We start from the raw sequence: 19,572 nt of genomic DNA, 5'->3' as shown, positions 1-19,572 counted from the left end.
ATGAGTCATTTTATTCCTTCTTGTCTACAATGTTTAACAACCACGAAAAACAAGGAAGAGAGGAATAGAGATGACTCAGTTACAGTTTAACCTAGATATGGAAGTTNGATTAAGTCCGTATAATTGTGTAAAAAGAAAATGAGTCATTTTATTCCTTCTTGTCTACAATGTTTAACAACCACGAAAAACAAGGAAGAGAGGAATAGAGATGACTCAGTTACAGTTTAACCTAGATATGGAAGTTTTAAAAGATTCTGTAATAAATTCTAATATTGATACTGTCGTGAAATCAGCTGTTGTATTGATCTTAAATGAATTCATGGAAAAAGAAAGAGATGACTACTTACAAACATATCCTTACGAGCGCACTGATGATCGTCGTGATTACCGCAATGGTTACTATGAACGAGAATTAACAATGAGTATTGGGAAGATCAAACTCAAGGTGCCTAGAACTCGTAATGGAGAGTTTTCACCTTCGGTTTTTGAAAAATATGCACGCTGTGATCAAGCTTTAGTCCTATCCATGTTAGAGATGGTCATTAATGGTGTTTCTACAAGAAAAGTAACACATATTGTTGAGCAACTCTGTGGTGAGAATATGTCCAAATCGTTTGTATCTTCACTCACGCAAAAACTAGATCCGATTGTAAATGATTGGGCAAAACGGCCTCTAAATACTATCTATTATCCTTATATTTTTGTAGATGCCACTTATATAAAAGTACGTGAACACCATCGTGTTGTTTCTAAAGCTGTTTATATTGCCACTGCCCTTACTGAAAAGAACCAACGAGAAATACTGGGTTTAAGTGTAGATCATACTGAAAGTTTTGAGAGCTGGAGTCAATTTTTAAAGCATCTCAAATCCCGTGGTTTACAATCACCTAAACTTGTTATTTCTGATGCACATCAAGGTTTACAGAAAGCTATACAACGTGAATTTATTGGGACTAGCTGGCAGAGATGTAATGTACATTTTAAGCGTAATCTTATTGAGAAATTACCTAAAAAGGACTCGAATGAAATCCGCACGATGATCAAACGCGTGTTTGAGGCGGTTACCATCGCTGATATGAGGATGTTTAAGGATGAACTTATGAGTGAATTTGGAGATAATCCTAAATACGTAAAGGCATTGGAAATACTAGATGAAGGTTTCGAAGATACCATCCAATACATGAATCATCCAGTGGCTCTTCGCCCTCATATACGAAGTACTAACTCACTTGAACGCTTAAACCAAGAAGTTAAGCGAAGAGAAAAAGTGATTCGAATCTTTCCTAATACACAATCTGCTTTCCGCCTGGTAGGAGCTGTATTAATGCATTATCAACAGACTGTATACTCAAAGAAAAAATCTCTAACAAAGTAGGCTATTTTTTCAAACTTCCATCAGGGGATTATCCCACAATCAATAAAGGCCATCAAAGGGAAAAGCGCCTTTGACAGCCTTTATTGATTGTGGAGTTGTAGAACCATGGAAGTTTCGCAAAAAAAATATATAGGGGACAGCATCTCCTTGACACTTAACTAGTTGGTAAACATTGTAAAGGAATTTACACAAGACTATGGACTTGACTGAGTTTACCGGACATTTGATCCCTTGTTTCAAAGAAATTGGCCCATATATTGATGATTTTCCTTAAATAAGAGCTTTAATGTCCGGAAAAGTTGTCAAATGGGCCTTTTTTATGCAAATAAGGGCATATATGTCCGGGTAATTTCGCTTGAGATCAAAGAGCACCTAATTGACTTGGTGCATTCGACAAATTCCGGGAAGTGCCTGTCACTTGGAGATTTTGCACTTGGCACTTTGGCGATTTTGCACTTGGCTCTTGGCGCTTTGGCGCTTGGCACTTCTGCTCTTGGCAGAGGACTGTCTCCTGGCACGGTAGCACGAGAACCGTCCCCATGCTACACCCTATACTCCGCCAGCATCTGGCTTTGCAGCTCGCGGAATGTTTTTAGTGTTAGGATTAGCTCTTCTTTTTCGCGAGTGGTGAGGTGTGTGAATGTTAGGATTGATGATGTTGGGACACCTCGTTTGGTTTGGTTCCATTTTTGTTTGACGTACATGCTCATTACATCGCTGAAGGCTGTTTTTAAATCGGCTGCGAAGTTTTCGGTCAAGACGTTCTTCGCAACTAAAAATTCCACGCGTTCCTTTGGTGTACCCGCTATGATTCCATGTGACAGTGTTAAAATTTGCAGACTATGGTGAAACGGGAATAGTATTTCTTTTTTGATATCAATACTTTTCCGCTCTAGACGAAATAGCGAGCGAATCGGATGATCCAGAGTTGGGATGCTATGCTCTTTTTCTACCTGTGCCATTCTATATAAAAAGATTTTGGAGCGTTCCATGCTCTTGGTAACTTGGGGTTGGAATTTCTCATTTAATTTTAAAGCTCCATATAAATATCGGAAGGAAAAGAAGTTTTGGGCAAGTAGAATGTTATCGTTTGTTGCCTTCAGCATCCACGAACGCAGACGATTGTTCCAGGAGTTCAAGGAACCGCGCCACACAGCGTTATTGCTCATCATTTTACCGATACAACGCACATAACCTGCTCGCTCCAAAAAGCTCACGATTTCTTCACCTAGCACCTCAAAATAAAGCTCCGTTCGTTCGCGCTGCCCTTCTTCAACATCATCATAGACGAGAAAATGATCTTGATCGGTCATCATGAATTGCTCACCTCGACCCGCACTGCCCATTACATACCAGCAAAAATCAGCTGGGGGTGTCAGGCCATGTCTCGTTCGTAATGAATCCACCGCTAGCTGCACACACCGAACAGCTAGCCGATCGTATAAGGCGGTGATCACTTCAAGTGTATGCAGGACGGGCACATTATCTTGTATTAATTTTTCAAGAACTTGATAGATGGCTTGCTTTACAGCTGCTAGGTTTTCTTCATCAATTTGTTCAATTTGTTTAATGGTTTTCGCGGTATTTTCATTTTTTTTACGTAAAAGTGCGCCAAGAGACACTACACCCATCACTTGGCCAGTTTCTTCGTGCAGCACCGGCAAATGCTGAAAGCCTTGCAAAATCATCGCGGTTAAAGCCGCATAGTAATACTCTAAACGCAAGATGGTGCTTGGATTTTTCGTCATCACATCTTCAACATGCAGATCGTATGGCTTTGATTTGGCTAGGACTCGATTGACGAGATCTGTTTTTGTAATAATGCCAACAAGCTTTCCGCCATCCGTGATCAACACAGCATCGGTTTTGTTTTGTGACATTTTTACAGCCACATCTTGAACAGTTGTTTGCGATGTTGCCATAACAGCTGGCCCCATTACATCCTGGACGCGAACAATAAAATGATTGCTTTCACTAATTTGCCGGGAAATTTTCACTTGTTCAGCCAGCGACGTATAAATATCCTTTAACCGCATCGCGCTTTGCCGCAACAAATAATCGCGCACACCTTCATCATTCCATCTCTGCTGAATAACAGCAAACGGAATTAATAGTCCAACTGAAGGTTCAAGCGCTTTGACCCGAACCATTTCTTCATACAAATTCGATTTGGATACACCTAGGAAATCTGCTAAACTCGGAAATCCGATGAGCTCTCCTTTTTGAATAACCTCCAACGATTCGGTATGGTCGTCTTTTTCCAAAGAAATATGAACCTCAGCCGCTCCTTCTACTAGTAAAATAAGACCAACCCGCTCCTGATTGGCTTGATAAATGAGCTCTGACGGTGCATATTCCTTCAGCACACATTGATTTACTAGCTTTTTCATTTCATAGAAAGGCACCCCTCGAAAAAAGGGGTGTATTTTCACTGCCTCATAGATTTGTTCTTTAACCAACCTGATTTGTCCCTCCATCATCATCCATCCATACCTCGCCATTTTTGTAGGTCATTTGTTCTGGATAGCGCAAGTCTAACACTTCTTCTTGAAGTTTTTGCGATGGCGCTGGAGTTGCAAGTGACACGATGATATTAGCTAAAAAGCCTGCGGCTGCTCCAAACACACCAGCTCCAGTATCGATGATGCCAGCAATGGTAAACCCACCATATTTTGCGGCAAATATATACGCTAACGTTACTGCAAGTCCAATTGTTATACCGGCAATTACACCTTGTGCATTGGAACGTTTCCACCATACACCTAAAATAAGTGCCGGGAAGAATGAACCCGATGCTAACGCGAATGCCCATGCAACGATTTGCGTAATCGCACCTGGAGGGTTAAGCGCAACTAAACCAGCAACAAGTGTTGCGATTAAAATCGACCAGCGACCCACTGCAAGACGCTTTTTCTCACTTGCATTTGGATTGATCGTACGGAAATAAATATCATGTGCAAGTGCCGAAGAAATCGAGATCATTAAACCGCCTGCAGTTGAAAGCGCAGCTGCCATCGCTCCTGCCGCTACTAAACCGATGACGAATACACCTAGATTAGCAATTTCAGGTGTTGCCATAACGACGATATCGTTGGCGATCACTAATTCGGACCATTGAAGAATACCGTCACCGCTTGTATCCGCAACTTTCAGCTTACCCGTTTCAACCCATGATGCTGTCCAAGCTGGTAAATTTGTAATTTGTTGTCCAGCTACTTGTGTCATTAAAATAAAACGTGAAAACGCAGCGTATGCTGGTGCAGATAAGTATAATAAACCGATGAATAATAATGCCCAAGCTCCACTCCAACGTGCAGCTTTCATTGTAGGAACTGTATAAAAACGAACGATAACATGCGGAAGACCAGCCGTACCGGCCATTAATGTAAACATAAGTGCAAGAAACTGTGCATGTGAACCATTTGTAAAGGGTACAAAGTATTCAGAAATGCCGAGATCTTTATCGAGCTGCTCAAAGCTAGAAACAACCTCACCATATGATAACCAAGGAATTGGATTTCCTGTTAGTTGTAACGACATAAAGATAACTGGAACTAAGTAAGCAACAATTAATACGATATACTGCGCAACTTGTGTCCACGTAATCCCTTTCATACCACCCATTGATGCGTAAAATGCAATCAGCACTACCCCTATTAATGTACCGATTTTGGCATCTACTTCCAATAAGCGGCCAATCACAACCCCTGAACCGGAAAGCTGTCCAATTGAATAGGTAAAACAAATAATAATCGTTGCAACCGCACCTAATAAGCGTGCTTTACTGCTGCCATAGCGGTCACCAAGAAACTCAGGAACTGTATAACGGCCGTACTTACGAAGCTGTGGAGCAAGCAAAAATGTTAATAATAAATAGCCGCCTGTCCAACCCATAATGTAGGCTAAGCCATCGTAGCCTAGTAACATAATTGTACCCGCCATACCAATAAATGACGCAGCACTCATCCAGTCGGCGCCAATCGCCATTCCGTTCCAAACCGGCGAAACACCGCGACCTGATACATAGAAATCTGAAGTTGATTTCGCTTGATTATAAATAGCAATACCAATATAAAGTGCAAAAGACGCTAAAATAAAGGCCAATGAAACTATTAATTGCTGATCCATCATACTCCCCCTTGTTATCTTTTTATTTTTATATTTTTACCCCTGTTGAGTGAATATGTCTTATTTTTAGTGATCAATCGTTTTACCTGCACTTAGCGTTTCGTTACGCTTTTCATCAATTCCAAACTTGCGATCAATTCTATCGCTCACGATTGCATTCACGAATAATAAAATGATGAACGTTACTACTGCTCCTTGTGCTGCCATGAAGTAATGAAATGGCATCCCATTAAATTTGAACCCTTGGAAAGCACCGATCCCAATCACAACCCCGAATGAAACTAGAAACCCAATTGCTAAGTAGATGATAATGCTCCGTGTGCGCGCTTTAAAGTACGCATCTGCTACACTCTTATCAATTTTTTTCATCGAACAGTTTCCTCCTCTTCAATTGTTTGTCCTAAACTTTCCCCCAATGATGATCTTTAATGTTCCCCGGCCCCTCACCTCCTTAAAGTTCTGTAGAGGATTTTTTATTTTTCTGCAATATTTTGACGAGTTTCTACTATTAATATAGTAGAAATAGGTGATCAAGCTTTTATCTTTTCACATTCTCTTATTGAGTGAACACTCAGTCAATATTGTCAGCACTTAGTATAGTGTGCAGTTGCTGCATACTTATGAGATATGTTTTTTAGGCATCTCTTTCACTGAGTGAGCATTCAGTCAATTTTGTGCATATTTAGTAAATTATGCTTTAGGTAATTTTAAGTTCTATTCCTTTAAAAATAATAGTTGTTGCACTGCATCTAACTATCTTAGCCCCATAATAAACCGAACTGTATCTATGAATGGCAACGGTACCATAATGATTTTGATAAGCATATAAATAGCTATAGAAGCAAACGGTACTCCAAGTAAAATTGCTTTTTGTTTTCTTAATGCAAATACAATGCTAATAATTGTAATAAGTGAAAATGCAATGACTAAAAACATGACTAGATGTACCCCCTTTAATTGCACTACTATTAAATTTTAAAATATGTAAAACTACGTTCTGCTTTTCTTAGAAGAGTATACTTGCTGATCGTGGCAAACTATTTGGTTGTCATGAACTCTAGCGTCACAACTGCTGAGCCACTTTCATAAAACGACATTTTTTGTAAGCGCATTCAATAAAATCGACATGGAGCACAGTTACTTTAATCACTGAGTATTTCCATCTTTTTAACGCTGTCTTATAACAATTATTAGAAAATTTCTAATAAAGTTATTATTCCAGAAATAACCACCTATCGTCAAGCTATTTTTTTACAATTATTCTATAATTTCTTGCACAAATTCTTTTAATAAAATAAAAATGGTAGATGCCAAACGCTGCCCATTACTTTGTTTTTCTTTTATTAAAATAATAAATAGTTATAGAAATTGCACTAATAGCTAGAATAATAATTAACAGTGAAAGGACGGATATATGAGAGTTTTGCATAGAGATGTCTTGGATATTCGTCTGTAGTTCAGAGGGTAATGTGTTGCTAGAATTGTGGTTTAAGGAGTCTTTGGATGTAAAAATAGAATCAAGCCAGCCCAATTGATTTACCTTATAGAAAAATGCAGCCCATACTGAATTGGCAACTACTAATAGTGTTACTAAAATAGTAATATGTACGACCTTCATCCCTATTACCCCTTTCCTATAGCTTACTTAATATATAACAATTTTTTCCTTTTTAAAAAAGGGTACATGGTATGATTTTTAGAAATAAATCTACATGAACGTTTGCTCACCAACGATTTAACGCGCTAATATAATAGTTAAATTCTATTAAAGAAGGATTGAGTGAAGCAGATGTAGTACAGATTTGAATTAGGTGTATTAGAGGGGCGATGGAGATTTATAAGCACAAAAAAAACCTTGAAGATTATCTCCAAGGTTAACATCGTGTATGTTATCCATTTTATTGTGCACGTTTGGGTATCAATTTTTTACTTCAACAAAGTGTAATGCTTGTTTCAACAAACTAAATACTAATTAAGCACCTTGTTCTACGTTTGTACTTTCTTCGCCTTCAGCAGGCTTTTCACTGTCTTTTTCTGAATCATCAGCAGGTTGGTCTGAAGACTCGTCAGCTGGCTGTTTTGAAGATTCCTCAGCTGCTTTATCTTCTTTTGGTTGTTCGGTTGATTGTTCAGGAGCTTTTTCTGATTCTTCTGCTGGTTGTTCTGCAGATTCCTCAGTTGCCTTTTCTGTTTCTTCAGTAGCTTTTTCTGTTTCTTCAGTTTCAGCTGCTTCTTTTATTGAAGACAGTGGTTTATTAAAGAATTCAATCGGATTTACAGGTTCGTTGTTTTGACGAATTTCAAAGTGAACATGTGTACCAGCATCTTTATTATAAACGCTGCTACCAGCTGTACCAATGACTTCCCCTTGATCTACAAATGCACCAGCTTCAACATGTACTTCACCTAAGCTTTGATAGAATGTGGCGATTCCATCTTCATGCTCGATTTCTACTACATTACCTAGTAAAGAGTCATTTTCTGCTCTTACTACAGTTCCGCTTAAAGATGCAACAACATCAAAGCTTTCTCCACTCTCCATTGCAATATCGATACCAGTACTTGGATAATACGTATTATTATAGAAAACTAGAGCAGCTTCTTGTTCTTCACTTGATGCATCATTATCATAGAATTGTTTTTTAATGGTTACTGCGTTTTCATCGACAACAGGCATTTTGAAATTTTCCTCTTGTGCGTTAACTGGTACAGCATCTTCATACTGTGCGTATTCTGCACTGTCTGTTACATTTTCTTGATTTTCATCTGCTACATCATTGTTTGTAGCTGCTTGGAACCAAAGAACACCAGTTAATAGAATTGCAGCACTTCCAATATAAACTGCTGGTAATACCCAACGCTTTCTTAATACTTTACGCCACTTAGAACCTTGAGAAGTTAATTTTTCTTCCTCTCTCATTTATCATCACCTCAGCAATCATTCTGAACAAATGCAGCGGAATCTATACATTTTTAAAAAACTTTTTTTCGATTATTTTTCGACAAAATACTTAAAATTATACGCGATTATTAAAAATATTTTTTTGGGGTGTGCTTCGTTCCCGGTATGACTGGGTTTTTCAATATCAGACTCTTTCCTATCTTCAATACTTTTTATCTTTGAAGGCTATCTAATTAACTTCCTATATATGTTTATTTTCAAGAGTACGTGGTTTTAATTGCGAGTTTCTGTTATTCATTTTCGAGTTTCGACCGAGTTGCGGCCTGTTATTTGCGGCTTTCTGTCATTCATTTGCGAGTTGTGGCCTGTTATTTGAGACTTTCTGTCATTCATTTGCGAGGTGAGGACCGTTATTTGCGACTTTATGCATTCATTTGCGAGTTGTGGCCCGTATTTGCGGCTTTCTCTATTACATTTCTAGTTGCACTTTTTTCACCTCTAGTTAGCTGCCGTTCCAAAAAGGACAACTTTTTAATATATATGTATTAAAATTGAACAGAAAGGAGTTGAATCCAAGGTGGAAAATAGGGTCACTAAAGACTTCCTTTCATTTATGTCATGGAATGTTTATTTAGGTGCAGATTTTACATCTATTTTAACCACCACACCAACTAAGCTCCCTCAAGTCGTAACGGACGTATTTCGTCAATTCCTCGCAACAAGCCTTCCCGCCCGTGTTAAAGAAATTGCACGACAAATTTTATTCAAAACTCCAGATATTATTGGCTTACAAGAAGTTGTTCAATGGCAGCTAGTTGCCCCACATTCACAACCCGTAACCTACGATTTTATTGAATTGCTGTTGAATGAATTGAAGAAAAGAGGATTAAATTATGAAGTCGCTGCGGTCAACAGTAATTTTTCGATAGAATTACCGACTAGCCATGGAAATTTAGTACGATTTATGGACCGAGATGCGATCCTCGTACGAAAACGACTGAGTTTCACTATTATGCAACGAAAGGAAACAAATTTTAGAAACAATCTTGTTTTAAAAATTGGCGGACAGCCTGTGGAAGTTATTCGTGGATGGTCATTCATCGATATTAAGGTCAATGAACGTACCTTACGGGTCATTAACACCCATCTCGAGCCCGTTTCTTCATTAATCCAAGTCGCTCAAGGTAACGAATTATTGAAAGGTCCAGCCCAAACATTGTTGCCGGTGATTATTCTAGGAGACTTCAACTCAAAAGCCGATGGTTCTGGTACACTGACATACAGAAATTTCATTCATGCTGGCTTTCACGATGTATGGGCAGAAGTTGGTAATGGTCCAGGGTATACATGTTGCCAAGATCCTGATTTATTGAATGCGACGTCCTCTTTAAATAAAAGGATTGATTATATATTTTACAAAAACGGCTGGAAACCGAATGTTTCTATATTGGTTGGTGAAGAACAAGATGACAGAACGCCAACAGCTCTCTGGCCTTCTGATCATGCAGGTGTATATGCCATCTTATTTTTTAAAGAAATGCCAAATGACGAGGGTTAGTGCTAAAGCTCTCCGCATATTACTTAAAAAAATGGCCTGTCCTCCAATGCGCTATCTTGCTGCGTACTGGAGGACAGGCTCTTATTTTACATAGAATGCACGGGGACGGTTCTCCCGCTTAAAATGTTTCGTTCTAATAGTAATCTTGTGCTGTTTATTAGTGATATATATCTATTATCTTCAGCTTTATATGGCTTACACTCTGAAAATTTTGCCCCACACTAGATTTATACAATGGCAGTTCATTCAATAAATTGGTTGCAAGCGTAGTTTCATGTTTCTAATCCAAATACTGCAATTTATAATCCGAATTTTTGATTTGTAAGCGGAATTGTAGCATTTATAAGCCGAATTTGAGATTTCTAAGCGAAAGGCAAATCGCCTGAGGTTTGTGTATGCTCCAGAGTTTTAATTATAAGACGTTGTCTACAAAAAAAGTGCTCTGTTGGAGTTTATTTAGTTTCATCCCATTCATGTGGTTTCGGAAGGATATAGGTGCGATTTTTCCGCCCTCCAGATTGCTTAAATTTTAATGAAACTAGCATTTTACTAGCAACAGATTTCGAAGATAGATGTAAAATACTACGTAACTTTTCATTGTTAATTTTATCATCTATAAGCATTGAATAATCCTTAATCGCTTGTAAATGAGCATTCTTGTATCCTTTCTTACAACTTGAACAATACCATGTTCCACGCTGCCGTTGGAGGGGTAATTTATTACAAGTAGGACATTGGACACCCATTAAGATCTCGGATCGATTAATATTGAATTTTTTTATCATATTAGGATCTTCAGGCACATGCTGACTTATTAATAAGCGAGTTATCTTTTTTAAATCTGTTGCATTCATACACTCTTTCTTATGTGTGTTTGCAATGCTTTCTATTTTAAAAGGGAATTTTGGAATACGAATGACATGTTGGAGAAATTTTTGATATTGAGGATCAATTTTAAGTATTGCCGAAGAATTGCTGTTCACAACTAGTGGTTCAATCGGAATAAAAGGCAGTTTATTTTTCTGTAACCAGTATTTAAATTGGAGCCGCTGACGGTCTACCTGCAGAACAGGATCTTCAAATCCTTCCACTTTTTCATTTAATGTTCGAACAAGTTGATGGTGTGCATAATCATAATAGAGTTCACCTAGCATGTTTTTGACTTCTGCGATGACTATAAAACTGGAACATACTATTACCGTATCCATTTGAAAATAATAATTGTCTTTAAAATGAAGTCTAACATCATGAAGAATGAGGTACTTTTGCTCGTCCAGAAAACTTATATAATAATCTAATGATTGTTGACCACGGTAACCCGCTAAAGACATTGCTAATTCATCTTCAATTCTTTGCCTGTTTGGATAATTAAATGTTAGTCGCCTTAGTAGTGATTCAAGTTTAACGGCCTTGATCGGTATTTTTCTGTGTTTTTTTATCATGATCTCAACTCCTATCGCGTTTACGATTAAAATTCTGCGGCATGCCTGTCAATTCCTGCTGTCTTTAAGTACAGCTAGTGAATTATTTTCTGAGCGGATTTGCGCAGGTTCTTGTCCGAATTCGGCAGTTTATAATCCAAATTTTTGTTTTGTAAGCTGAATTGGAGAAGTTGTAATCCAAAATCGCGATTTCTAATCGAAACGGATAATCGCTCCTATTGAGGGCGCATTTTGACTAGGGAAAAAGCTCCTACCTAGCAGAGCGGGGCCTCTGCACTTTAACCTTCTGCTTTTTTATTGAATGAAAAGCCGGCTTTTATCATCCAAACTTTGCTTTGTTTTTCGCTTTCTGTCGTGTTTCAATCTTGCGCATCCTATCTACTTTTGCATGAATCCGCACACGAACGGCGTATCACCCATCTTTATACGATGGCCCTTCATTCACTATTTAGTTTCTAAGCGGATTTTGATAGTTTCTAGTCCAAATTCGGCAGTTTATAATCCAAATTTCTGATTTGTAAGCGGAATTAGCGAACTTATAATCCAAAAGCGCGATTTCTAAGCGAAACGTATAAATCGCTCCTAATGTGGGAGCATTCTGACTAGGGAAAGCTCCTACCTAGCAGACCAGGCTCTCTGTGCTTTAGTTGCTGCTCTGCCGAGGTTACTTTTTATTGAATGAAAAGCCGGTTTTTATCATACAAACTAGACTTTGTTTTGGATTTCTGTCATGTTTTGATCGTACTAATCTTGCGCATTCTATCTATTTTTGCATGAATCCGCATACGAGCAGCGTTTCTCACAATTTTATACGATGGCCGTTCATTCACTATTTAGCTTCTAAGCGGATTTTAATAGGTTCTTGTCCAAATTCGGCACTTTATAATCCAAATTTCTGATTTGTAAGCGGAATTGACGAACTTATAATCCAAAATTGCGATTTCTAAGCGAAACGGAAAATCGCTCCTAATGTGGGAGCATTTTGACTACGGAAAGCTCTTACCTAGCAGAGCAGGCCCCCAGTGCTTTAACTTCTGCTATTTTATTGAATGAAAAGGCCGGTTTTTATCATACAAACTATGCTTTGTTTTTGCTTTCTGTCATGTTTCGATCGTTTCAATCTTGCGCAGCCTATCTACTTTTGCATTAATCCGCATACGAGCACTGTTTCTCACAATTTTATACAATGGCCGTTCATTCACTATTTAGCTTCTAAGCGGATTTTAATTGTTTCTAGTCCAAATTCGGCACTTTATAATCCGAATTTCTGATTTGTAATCGGAATTGGAGAGCTTGTAATCCAAAATTGCGATTTCTAAGCGAAACATATTATCATGCGAAGCGCATTATCATGCCAAACGCAATATCAAGCCAAGCATATAATCAAGGCAAACTACTATTACTAAGCTCCAACCTAATCCAAGCATGCCATCTCATTTATACCTCCAACACGCTGCACATACTGCTTGCCCTTTACATATTACAGAAAGAGCCTGTTCTCCTACAAACTGGAGAACAGGCTCTTATCATGGCTAACCGCATATACCCTCACTGCACAACAGCTAGTTTACTTCTTCGCTACAATCACATCTTGCAAATAAGGCTCAACGCTTGAAATTTTTGTTCCTTTATAATAATGAGCAATTATATCAGTGAATGATTTGCCTTCTGTTGCCATACCATTGGCGCCATATTGGCTCATGCCAACGCCGTGACCGTAGCCTTTTGTTGTGATCACAATGTTGTCGCCTTGGCGTTTCCAAGTGAAGTCGCTTGATTTTAAGTCTAGTTTTTCACGAACTTCGCGGCCTTCAAATGACTTTCCATTGATATCCACCTTAGAAACTCGGTTTCCGGCCGTACGCTCGACGATTTTACCGACTGAAGGTGATTCTACCTTTACACCTAATTTCTTCTCAAATTGAGCCACAGGCATCACCACTCGATCGGAAAATTTTGGGGACTCAGTGTCCCACGGGCTTTCAACACTGCGTAAGTATGGAAATGGATTTTTCCAGTAGTCCTCTGAGTTTTCGGTATAGCCATTGCTTGTTGAAAAAAATGATGCCGTAATTGGCTCTCCTTCATAGGTGATGATTTGGCCTTTAGTAGCATTCACAGCTTCCGTAATGCGCGCCATTTTCCATTCATAATTAGCAGCACCCCATAGCGCTTTTAGCTCCTCGGGACTTTTATAAACTTGATGCGTGACTGTATCGGTTACATCAGAGCCTTCTGGTGTGCCGATTTTTTCAGCATTTAATAATTGTTTAACTATATATGTTCGCGCCGTTAATGACTGGGCCTTTAATGCTTCAATTGCAAATTCAGCAGGCATTTCAGATGCAACAACGCCTTTTACATATTCCTCTAACGGAATATTGTCAATTTGCTTTGTATGACTTCTGTATACAGCCACTTCTAATGCAGGCTGCTGCGGAGAAGCTGTAGTCTCTATCGCTTGTGAATTTTGCGATTGATTGCCATTATTCACTTCTAATGTATTTTTTTCTTTTGAAAAGGGTAAGACTAGTAAAGTTGGTATTAAGATAATGATAGCAAATAGTGAGGTTAGCATAATAAATAGCGGCTTCATACGTTTCATGAACTCATCCTCCATCAAAAATAGTGACTATACTTAAATTTATGGGGATGGACAAGGTATTAGAACATTATTTTTACAGATTTTGACGTTGTGCTGGGACATGGTAATCCTACAGTTTTATAACAAAATGGGTACTTAGTAGCAATCCATTAGGCATGTTCATTGAAACTACTGAATATACTTCAATAAAACGCACTATTATGGCACTGCTTTAATGCGGCAATCTATAGGAATTTACCATATGTATAAAAAACCATGCCCTACTCCATTAAAAAACATATAAGTTGCACAGTAAATTAAAAAGGAACCTTATGCGAAGGCTCCTTTTAGATAACTATGCAAGATTTGATTTAAAGTTCACTTTAATTACGTTGTTATTGACGCTTTCTTCATTAATACGTTCAATATCAGCACCAAGGCTTGCTAATTTTTCAGCAAAGTTAACATAGCCGCGATCTAAATGTTTAAGTTCAACAACACGTGTATAGCCATCGGCTACTAAGCCGGCTAAAATAAGGGCTGCTGCAGCGCGAAGATCTGTTGCTGATACTTCTGCACCTTGAAGATTGACAGGACCGTTAATAATAGCAGAACGTCCTTCGATTTTAATATCACCGTTCATACGGCGGAATTCTTCAACATGCATAAAACGATTTTCGAAAACTGTTTCGGTAATAACACCTGATCCTTCAGCACGTAATAATAATGTCATCATTTGTGCTTGCATATCAGTTGGAAAACCAGGATACGGCATCGTTTTTAAATCTACAGCCTTTAATTTTTCAGGCCCGATTACACGAATACCATCTTTTACTTCCTCAAAACGGACACCCATCTCTTCCATTTTTGCAATTAATGCAGTTAAATGTTCAGGGACAGCGCCTTTAACAATGATATCACCTTTTGTAATGGCAGCTGCAATCATAAATGTTCCCGCTTCAACTCGGTCTGGAATGATCGTGTGACGAGTTCCATGAAGCTTGTCGACACCTTCAATGCGAATCGTGCCCGTTCCTGCACCGCGAACCTTAGCTCCCATTGAGTTTAAGAAGTTTGCTAAGTCAACGATTTCAGGCTCTTTGGCAACATTTTCGATTACGGTTGTTCCTTTTGCAAGGGTTGCAGCCATCATAATATTTTCAGTTGCACCTACGCTTGGGAAGTCTAAATAAACTTTTGCACCGCGTAAACGGCCGTTGGCTTTCGCTTCTATATAGCCATTACCCACGGTTACCTTAGCTCCCATTGCTTCGAAACCTTTCAAATGCTGGTCAATCGGGCGAGACCCAATCGCACATCCTCCAGGCAATGCAACGCGTGCGTGACCTACACGAGCTAGCAATGAACCCATTACTAAAACGGAGGCCCGCATCTTTCGAACATATTCAAAAGGTGCTTCTGTTTTTAAAGGCTTAGAAGCATCTACGTGAATGGAGTTATTTTCAAAAACAACTTCGGCATTCAAACAACGTAATACTTCGTTTATTGTGTAAACATCTGCAAGAGAAGGCACGTCTTCAATGACACTTTTTCCTTCACTAGCGAGTAAACTTGCTGCGATGACAGGCAGTACAGCATTTTTTGCCCCTTCTACTTTGACAGTACCTGACAACTGCCTACCACCACGGACGATGATTTTATCCAAGGTATTCCCCTCCGCGTCCAATTTCTATATATTAATATTCAGACGTTATGATTGGTGTGCCAATTACAACCGTTGTTGTACCGCCCAATCCTTCCCGTAACGCTATTTGTATATTCATTTCCTCATTTTTCTCAGGGATGTTGTTCTTCCAATTTTCAGTATATGCAGATACCGAGATAAATGTCTCTTCACTTAATGCTTCAATTGGTTCTGCAGCAAAATCACTTAAATACGTAAGGGCTTGATTATACAAAACACTTTCCATAATATCACTTGTTTGTCCTTTTACACAAGAGAATATTATTGGATATTTCTCGAACATTTTTCCTATTTTTTCATTAAAAACTGGGAGGTATTTCCCCCATAGGTCCGCACTCCATTTTTCTCCATTTAGCTCATATATAAGATACGCATTTAGATTATCTTTATGGGGGTAGGCGACAAATTTAATTTTTTCTGTAAAATTGTATTTTGCATTTGCAAATATTCCAATTGTTTCAGTCATCCCGTCTTTAGTAGATGTTTCCCATACAAAATTCGGGGAACTATTCTTTAGTTCATTTAACTTAGTTTCATACTCTTCAACCGAATTTACGCTCTTCATATCTTCACGGGCGTAAACATTCCAATTATTAATTTCAATGTTGTGACTCTCCATAACCTCAGCTATTTCAAATAAGGGCTCGATTGTGCTTGTACCTTCTGTTTTACCATAATTATTTATTTGAAAAACAAAAGCTATGATTAGTGCCAAAATTAATAATTTTTTACTCACTTTTACTCTCTCCCTCTTCTTTTAGGCGGTAATTTCTCTATTTTTAATACCAGCCATGATATCTCTGTCTTTGTATGTTTTATGTCTGTCACCTACGATGTTTCTTTACTAACATTTTTTCCAAAGAAACACTCAACATACATGGAAGAACTCGTCAGATATCGACAAGAGGGCTTTCTGAAATATAATCATCCAACATTTTCATTTGTATTTAGAGAGAAAGTGAGTATTTTAAAAGGATGAACGATATGCAGTTTTCAAAGATCAGTCGTCATAGATGATTTTGTTAATTTTTGAAAGAAAGATAAAAATGATTGCGTTTGCATTTGATGTATTTTCATTCATAATGGTTTTACTAAGGGTGAGCATGATTTGTTGTGTAGAGAACGATTGCTGCGTTTTAGATGTGTGTTGGAAATCAAGGTAGAGTATTACTGATTTTAAAAAATGCAAATCATGGAATCTTACTTAGAAAAATTGAATGAAAAAATAAATCCGTCAGCGGGGGGCAGTAGGACCCGCTGATAGGTAAAATAATAACTATAACTTTGTAAATACCATTTTGAAACCTATTTCTAAACAGGTTTTTTTGTCGTATTAAGGGAAGTTTCGTCTTACTCTTTTTTGCTTGGGCAAAAAATACTTGGATTAACGACGCTTGTATCCTTCACCAACGTTTCGCTTACAAATCTTAATTTTGGATTACATTTCTGAATTTCGGATTACAAATTTGAATTTCCGCTTATAAATCATAAAAAACGGATTGCAAATATAGAAATCCGCTTAGAACTATATCTAGTTAATAAAAAGATCATTCTATAGAACGCAGTCTTGCACATATTAACCTTGTCTATCCACTACTCCACACAAGAAAACACCAAACCCATTTTGAATTTGGCGCTTTAGTATTTATTTAGAAGAAGAATCTAAGCTGCTGCGACCATAAGAAGTAATCTAAGAAGAAATTGCTTACTGCTGAACCGATCGCAATTGTTAATAATATGAGTAGAACTTTGGCATGACCCGTTTTCCCTGATTTTATTAGCAAATCAATACGAATTCCTTGCAGCGTCCACCAAGTTATTAAAAAAAACATTAAATGGACAACGATGCTGACCATTGCTTGTTGACTAAAGTTTTCTATCATTATACAGCTTCCTTTCCCTTCTTCTATCAATTGTATTAGTATGTAAATGTAAATATAGTTCAGTGTTAAGTTGATTAATTCTGTTGGGAAATTTACCCTTAGTTATTTCCCGGAAAATACAATTTACGACAATGAAACTAATTTGATATGTACTTACTCCTATACAAGGTAATCCTACAGGGCATTATAGCATTTTTGACGCGATTATTCTAAAAATAGTATCTAAAATAAGCCAACAGGTCTTCCAAACAAGAGCTCCGAAAGCATCTATTATAAAAAGACCCATACTCGAGTTAATTCAAAACCACTATATATGTGGTCAACGTACCTGTCCCTCTGGCCTCTCCCCAAAAAAAGAAGAGACTCGCGCCCGAGTCTCCCCTTAAGAAATACTTAACCATTTTGTATCACGAGAACCGTCCCCGTGATTCCCTGGCCAAGGGACCTGTCCCCGTGGACCTACATTCCGAATAATGTGTAGAAGAAGTCGAATGCTAGGCTTGGGAAGATTCCGAATGCAATTGTTCCGATTACACATAATGCAACTACGATGGTGATGCCTAGTGGTAATTGGAATTTCGCACTTGTTTCGGATTCTTCGGCAACAGCTGCTGCTCCACCTACAAACATTGTTTTCATAACTCTAAAGTAGTAGAAGTAAGAGATAACGGTTGTGGCCATCATAATACTAACTAGCACTAAATGTCCTGGGTATGGGCCCATTGTTGTAACAGGTCCTAGCGCTCCAACGAAAATGTTAAGCTTTCCGATGAATCCAGCTGTACCTGGGATACCTGCTAATGATAGTAAGAAGATTGCCATCGCAACAGCCGCAAGCGGTGCACGACGGTAAAGGCCGGCAAAGCTTGAGATTTCTTCGCTGTCCGCTTTCGTTGTGACAACTTGTAAAATTGCAAATGCACCTAAGTTCATTAATAAATAAGCCACTAAGTAGAACCAAATGCCTTCAAACCATAGCGGTGATAATGAAAGAAATGGCACTAATAGATAACCTGCATGCGCGATACTAGAGTATGCGAACATACGCTTAATATTTGTTTGACGAAGTGCAATGGTGTTACCGACAATCATGGTGATCGCTGCTAATACGACGATCAGTGGCTTCATTGACCATAGTAGATTGAAATCATCTTCAGCTAATCCTGGTGCGCTATTAAACGCAGTCAGTAATAAACGAAGAATGATAACAAACCCTGCTGTTTTTGAAACGACACTTAAAAATGCAGTAACAGGTGTTGGTGAACCTTGATATACATCCGGTGCCCACATTTGAAACGGAACCGTTGCAATTTTGAATGATAGTCCAACAAATGTAATGATAAAGGCTAGACCTGCTAAAAAGCCTAGTTCACCATCTGCAATGCTGCCCATGGCTGCACCGATTTCGTATAGATTGGTTGATCCTGATAAACCATAGATATAGCTTAATCCAAATAGCGTGATCGCAGTTGCGATACTACCATTGATAATATACTTCATCGCCGCTTCATTTGAATGAAGGTTCTTCTTATTAATACCTGCGAGAATATAAGATGAAATTGATAATGTTTCAAGTCCGATGAATAACGTGATAATATCAGCACTTGAAGCCATCATCATCGCTCCAAGTAGAGCTGTTAAAATTAAATAATATAATTCACCACGATATTGGCCGATGCCTTCTTTTGGTTCGTAGTTTAATCCTATTAATAGAACAAACGCCGTACCCACTAAGAAGATAAACTTAAAGGCCAATGCAAATGGATCAAATTGATAGGTTCCAAATAAAATATCAGCTGGTTCATGGCCGATTTGCGTTATTAAGAAAATCAAAGCAATGATAATCCCTGTAATACCTACCCATGCTAACGGCTTTCTGCTTTTTTTATCACCCATAAACAAATCTAGCAGTGATAAAAGGGTAGCTGTGCCGAGAATCACAAACTCTGGAGCCATTAGTCCCCATTGATAACTTAACAATGTTTCTAAATCCAT

The 19,572-nt window shown here is 38.3% G+C and carries 14 protein-coding genes; 2 read left to right on the top strand and 12 right to left on the bottom strand.

Annotated features, from left to right (window positions below; translation table 11 throughout):
- Positions 1-208: 208 nt before the first annotated feature.
- Positions 209-1,375 (top strand): IS256 family transposase, encoded by a 1,167-nt coding sequence (locus C1724_RS18700; protein WP_102348271.1) that lies wholly within the window; start codon positions 209-211, stop codon positions 1,373-1,375.
- 542 nt (positions 1,376-1,917) lie between these two features.
- Here the strand turns inward: C1724_RS18700 and C1724_RS18690 are convergent.
- From C1724_RS18690 to C1724_RS18665, 6 genes are all read right to left on the bottom strand, one after another.
- On the bottom strand, positions 1,918-3,834 hold the full coding sequence (locus tag C1724_RS18690) for a DUF294 nucleotidyltransferase-like domain-containing protein (protein WP_258000457.1): 1,917 nt from the start codon (positions 3,832-3,834) through the stop codon (positions 1,918-1,920).
- The gene (locus C1724_RS18685; RefSeq protein WP_102348268.1) at positions 3,827-5,503 is read right to left on the bottom strand and encodes a sodium:solute symporter family protein; all 1,677 of its coding nucleotides are present in this window, start codon (positions 5,501-5,503) and stop codon (positions 3,827-3,829) included. Before C1724_RS18685 ends, C1724_RS18690 begins: the two co-directional genes overlap by 8 nt.
- A 66-nt stretch (positions 5,504-5,569) precedes the next feature.
- The gene (locus tag C1724_RS18680; protein ID WP_102348267.1) at positions 5,570-5,872 is read right to left on the bottom strand and encodes a DUF4212 domain-containing protein; all 303 of its coding nucleotides are present in this window, start codon (positions 5,870-5,872) and stop codon (positions 5,570-5,572) included.
- 384 nt (positions 5,873-6,256) lie between these two features.
- Positions 6,257-6,439, bottom strand: a complete 183-nt coding sequence (locus C1724_RS18675; protein ID WP_102348266.1) for a hypothetical protein — start codon at positions 6,437-6,439, stop codon at positions 6,257-6,259.
- Positions 6,440-6,827: 388 nt separating this feature from the next.
- Positions 6,828-7,121, bottom strand: coding sequence for a hypothetical protein (locus C1724_RS18670; protein ID WP_102348265.1), 294 nt, complete (start codon positions 7,119-7,121; stop codon positions 6,828-6,830).
- Between the two features lie 354 nt (positions 7,122-7,475).
- Positions 7,476-8,423 carry a M23 family metallopeptidase gene (locus tag C1724_RS18665; protein ID WP_102348264.1) on the bottom strand — a complete coding sequence of 316 codons (948 nt, stop codon included), beginning with the start codon at positions 8,421-8,423 and terminating at the stop codon, positions 7,476-7,478.
- A 559-nt stretch (positions 8,424-8,982) separates the two neighbouring features.
- Here C1724_RS18665 and C1724_RS18660 point away from each other — a divergent pair.
- Positions 8,983-9,963 carry an endonuclease/exonuclease/phosphatase family protein gene (locus tag C1724_RS18660; protein ID WP_258000456.1) on the top strand — a complete coding sequence of 327 codons (981 nt, stop codon included), beginning with the start codon at positions 8,983-8,985 and terminating at the stop codon, positions 9,961-9,963.
- 452 nt (positions 9,964-10,415) lie between these two features.
- On the opposite strand, the gene C1724_RS18655 is transcribed toward C1724_RS18660, so the two are convergent.
- The 6 genes from C1724_RS18655 to nuoN all read right to left on the bottom strand — a co-directional run bounded on the left by C1724_RS18655 (position 10,416) and on the right by nuoN (position 19,572).
- On the bottom strand, positions 10,416-11,405 hold the full coding sequence (locus C1724_RS18655; RefSeq protein ID WP_102348263.1) for an NERD domain-containing protein: 990 nt from the start codon (positions 11,403-11,405) through the stop codon (positions 10,416-10,418).
- Positions 11,406-12,972: 1,567 nt separating this feature from the next.
- Positions 12,973-14,010 carry a stage II sporulation protein D gene (gene spoIID, locus C1724_RS18650; RefSeq protein WP_102348262.1) on the bottom strand — a complete coding sequence of 346 codons (1,038 nt, stop codon included), beginning with the start codon at positions 14,008-14,010 and terminating at the stop codon, positions 12,973-12,975.
- 334 nt (positions 14,011-14,344) lie between these two features.
- A complete protein-coding gene (gene murA / locus C1724_RS18645; protein WP_102348261.1) occupies positions 14,345-15,655 on the bottom strand; it encodes a UDP-N-acetylglucosamine 1-carboxyvinyltransferase in 1,311 nt (436 codons plus the stop codon).
- A 31-nt stretch (positions 15,656-15,686) separates the two neighbouring features.
- Complete coding sequence (locus C1724_RS18640) at positions 15,687-16,430, bottom strand: YwmB family TATA-box binding protein (protein ID WP_102348260.1); 744 nt, start codon at positions 16,428-16,430, stop codon at positions 15,687-15,689.
- Positions 16,431-17,343: 913 nt separating this feature from the next.
- Positions 17,344-17,577, bottom strand: coding sequence for a DUF1146 family protein (locus C1724_RS18635; protein WP_102348259.1), 234 nt, complete (start codon positions 17,575-17,577; stop codon positions 17,344-17,346).
- A gap of 459 nt (positions 17,578-18,036) precedes the next feature.
- Positions 18,037-19,572, bottom strand: a complete 1,536-nt coding sequence (gene nuoN, locus C1724_RS18630; protein WP_102348258.1) for an NADH-quinone oxidoreductase subunit NuoN — start codon at positions 19,570-19,572, stop codon at positions 18,037-18,039.

It is taken from the genome of Bacillus sp. Marseille-P3661 (genome assembly GCF_900240995.1).
Lineage (GTDB): Bacteria > Bacillota > Bacilli > Bacillales > Bacillaceae_J > OESV01.
The sequence above is the reverse complement of the archived record's forward strand: the minus strand, read 5'-3'. Positions and strand labels throughout refer to the sequence as shown.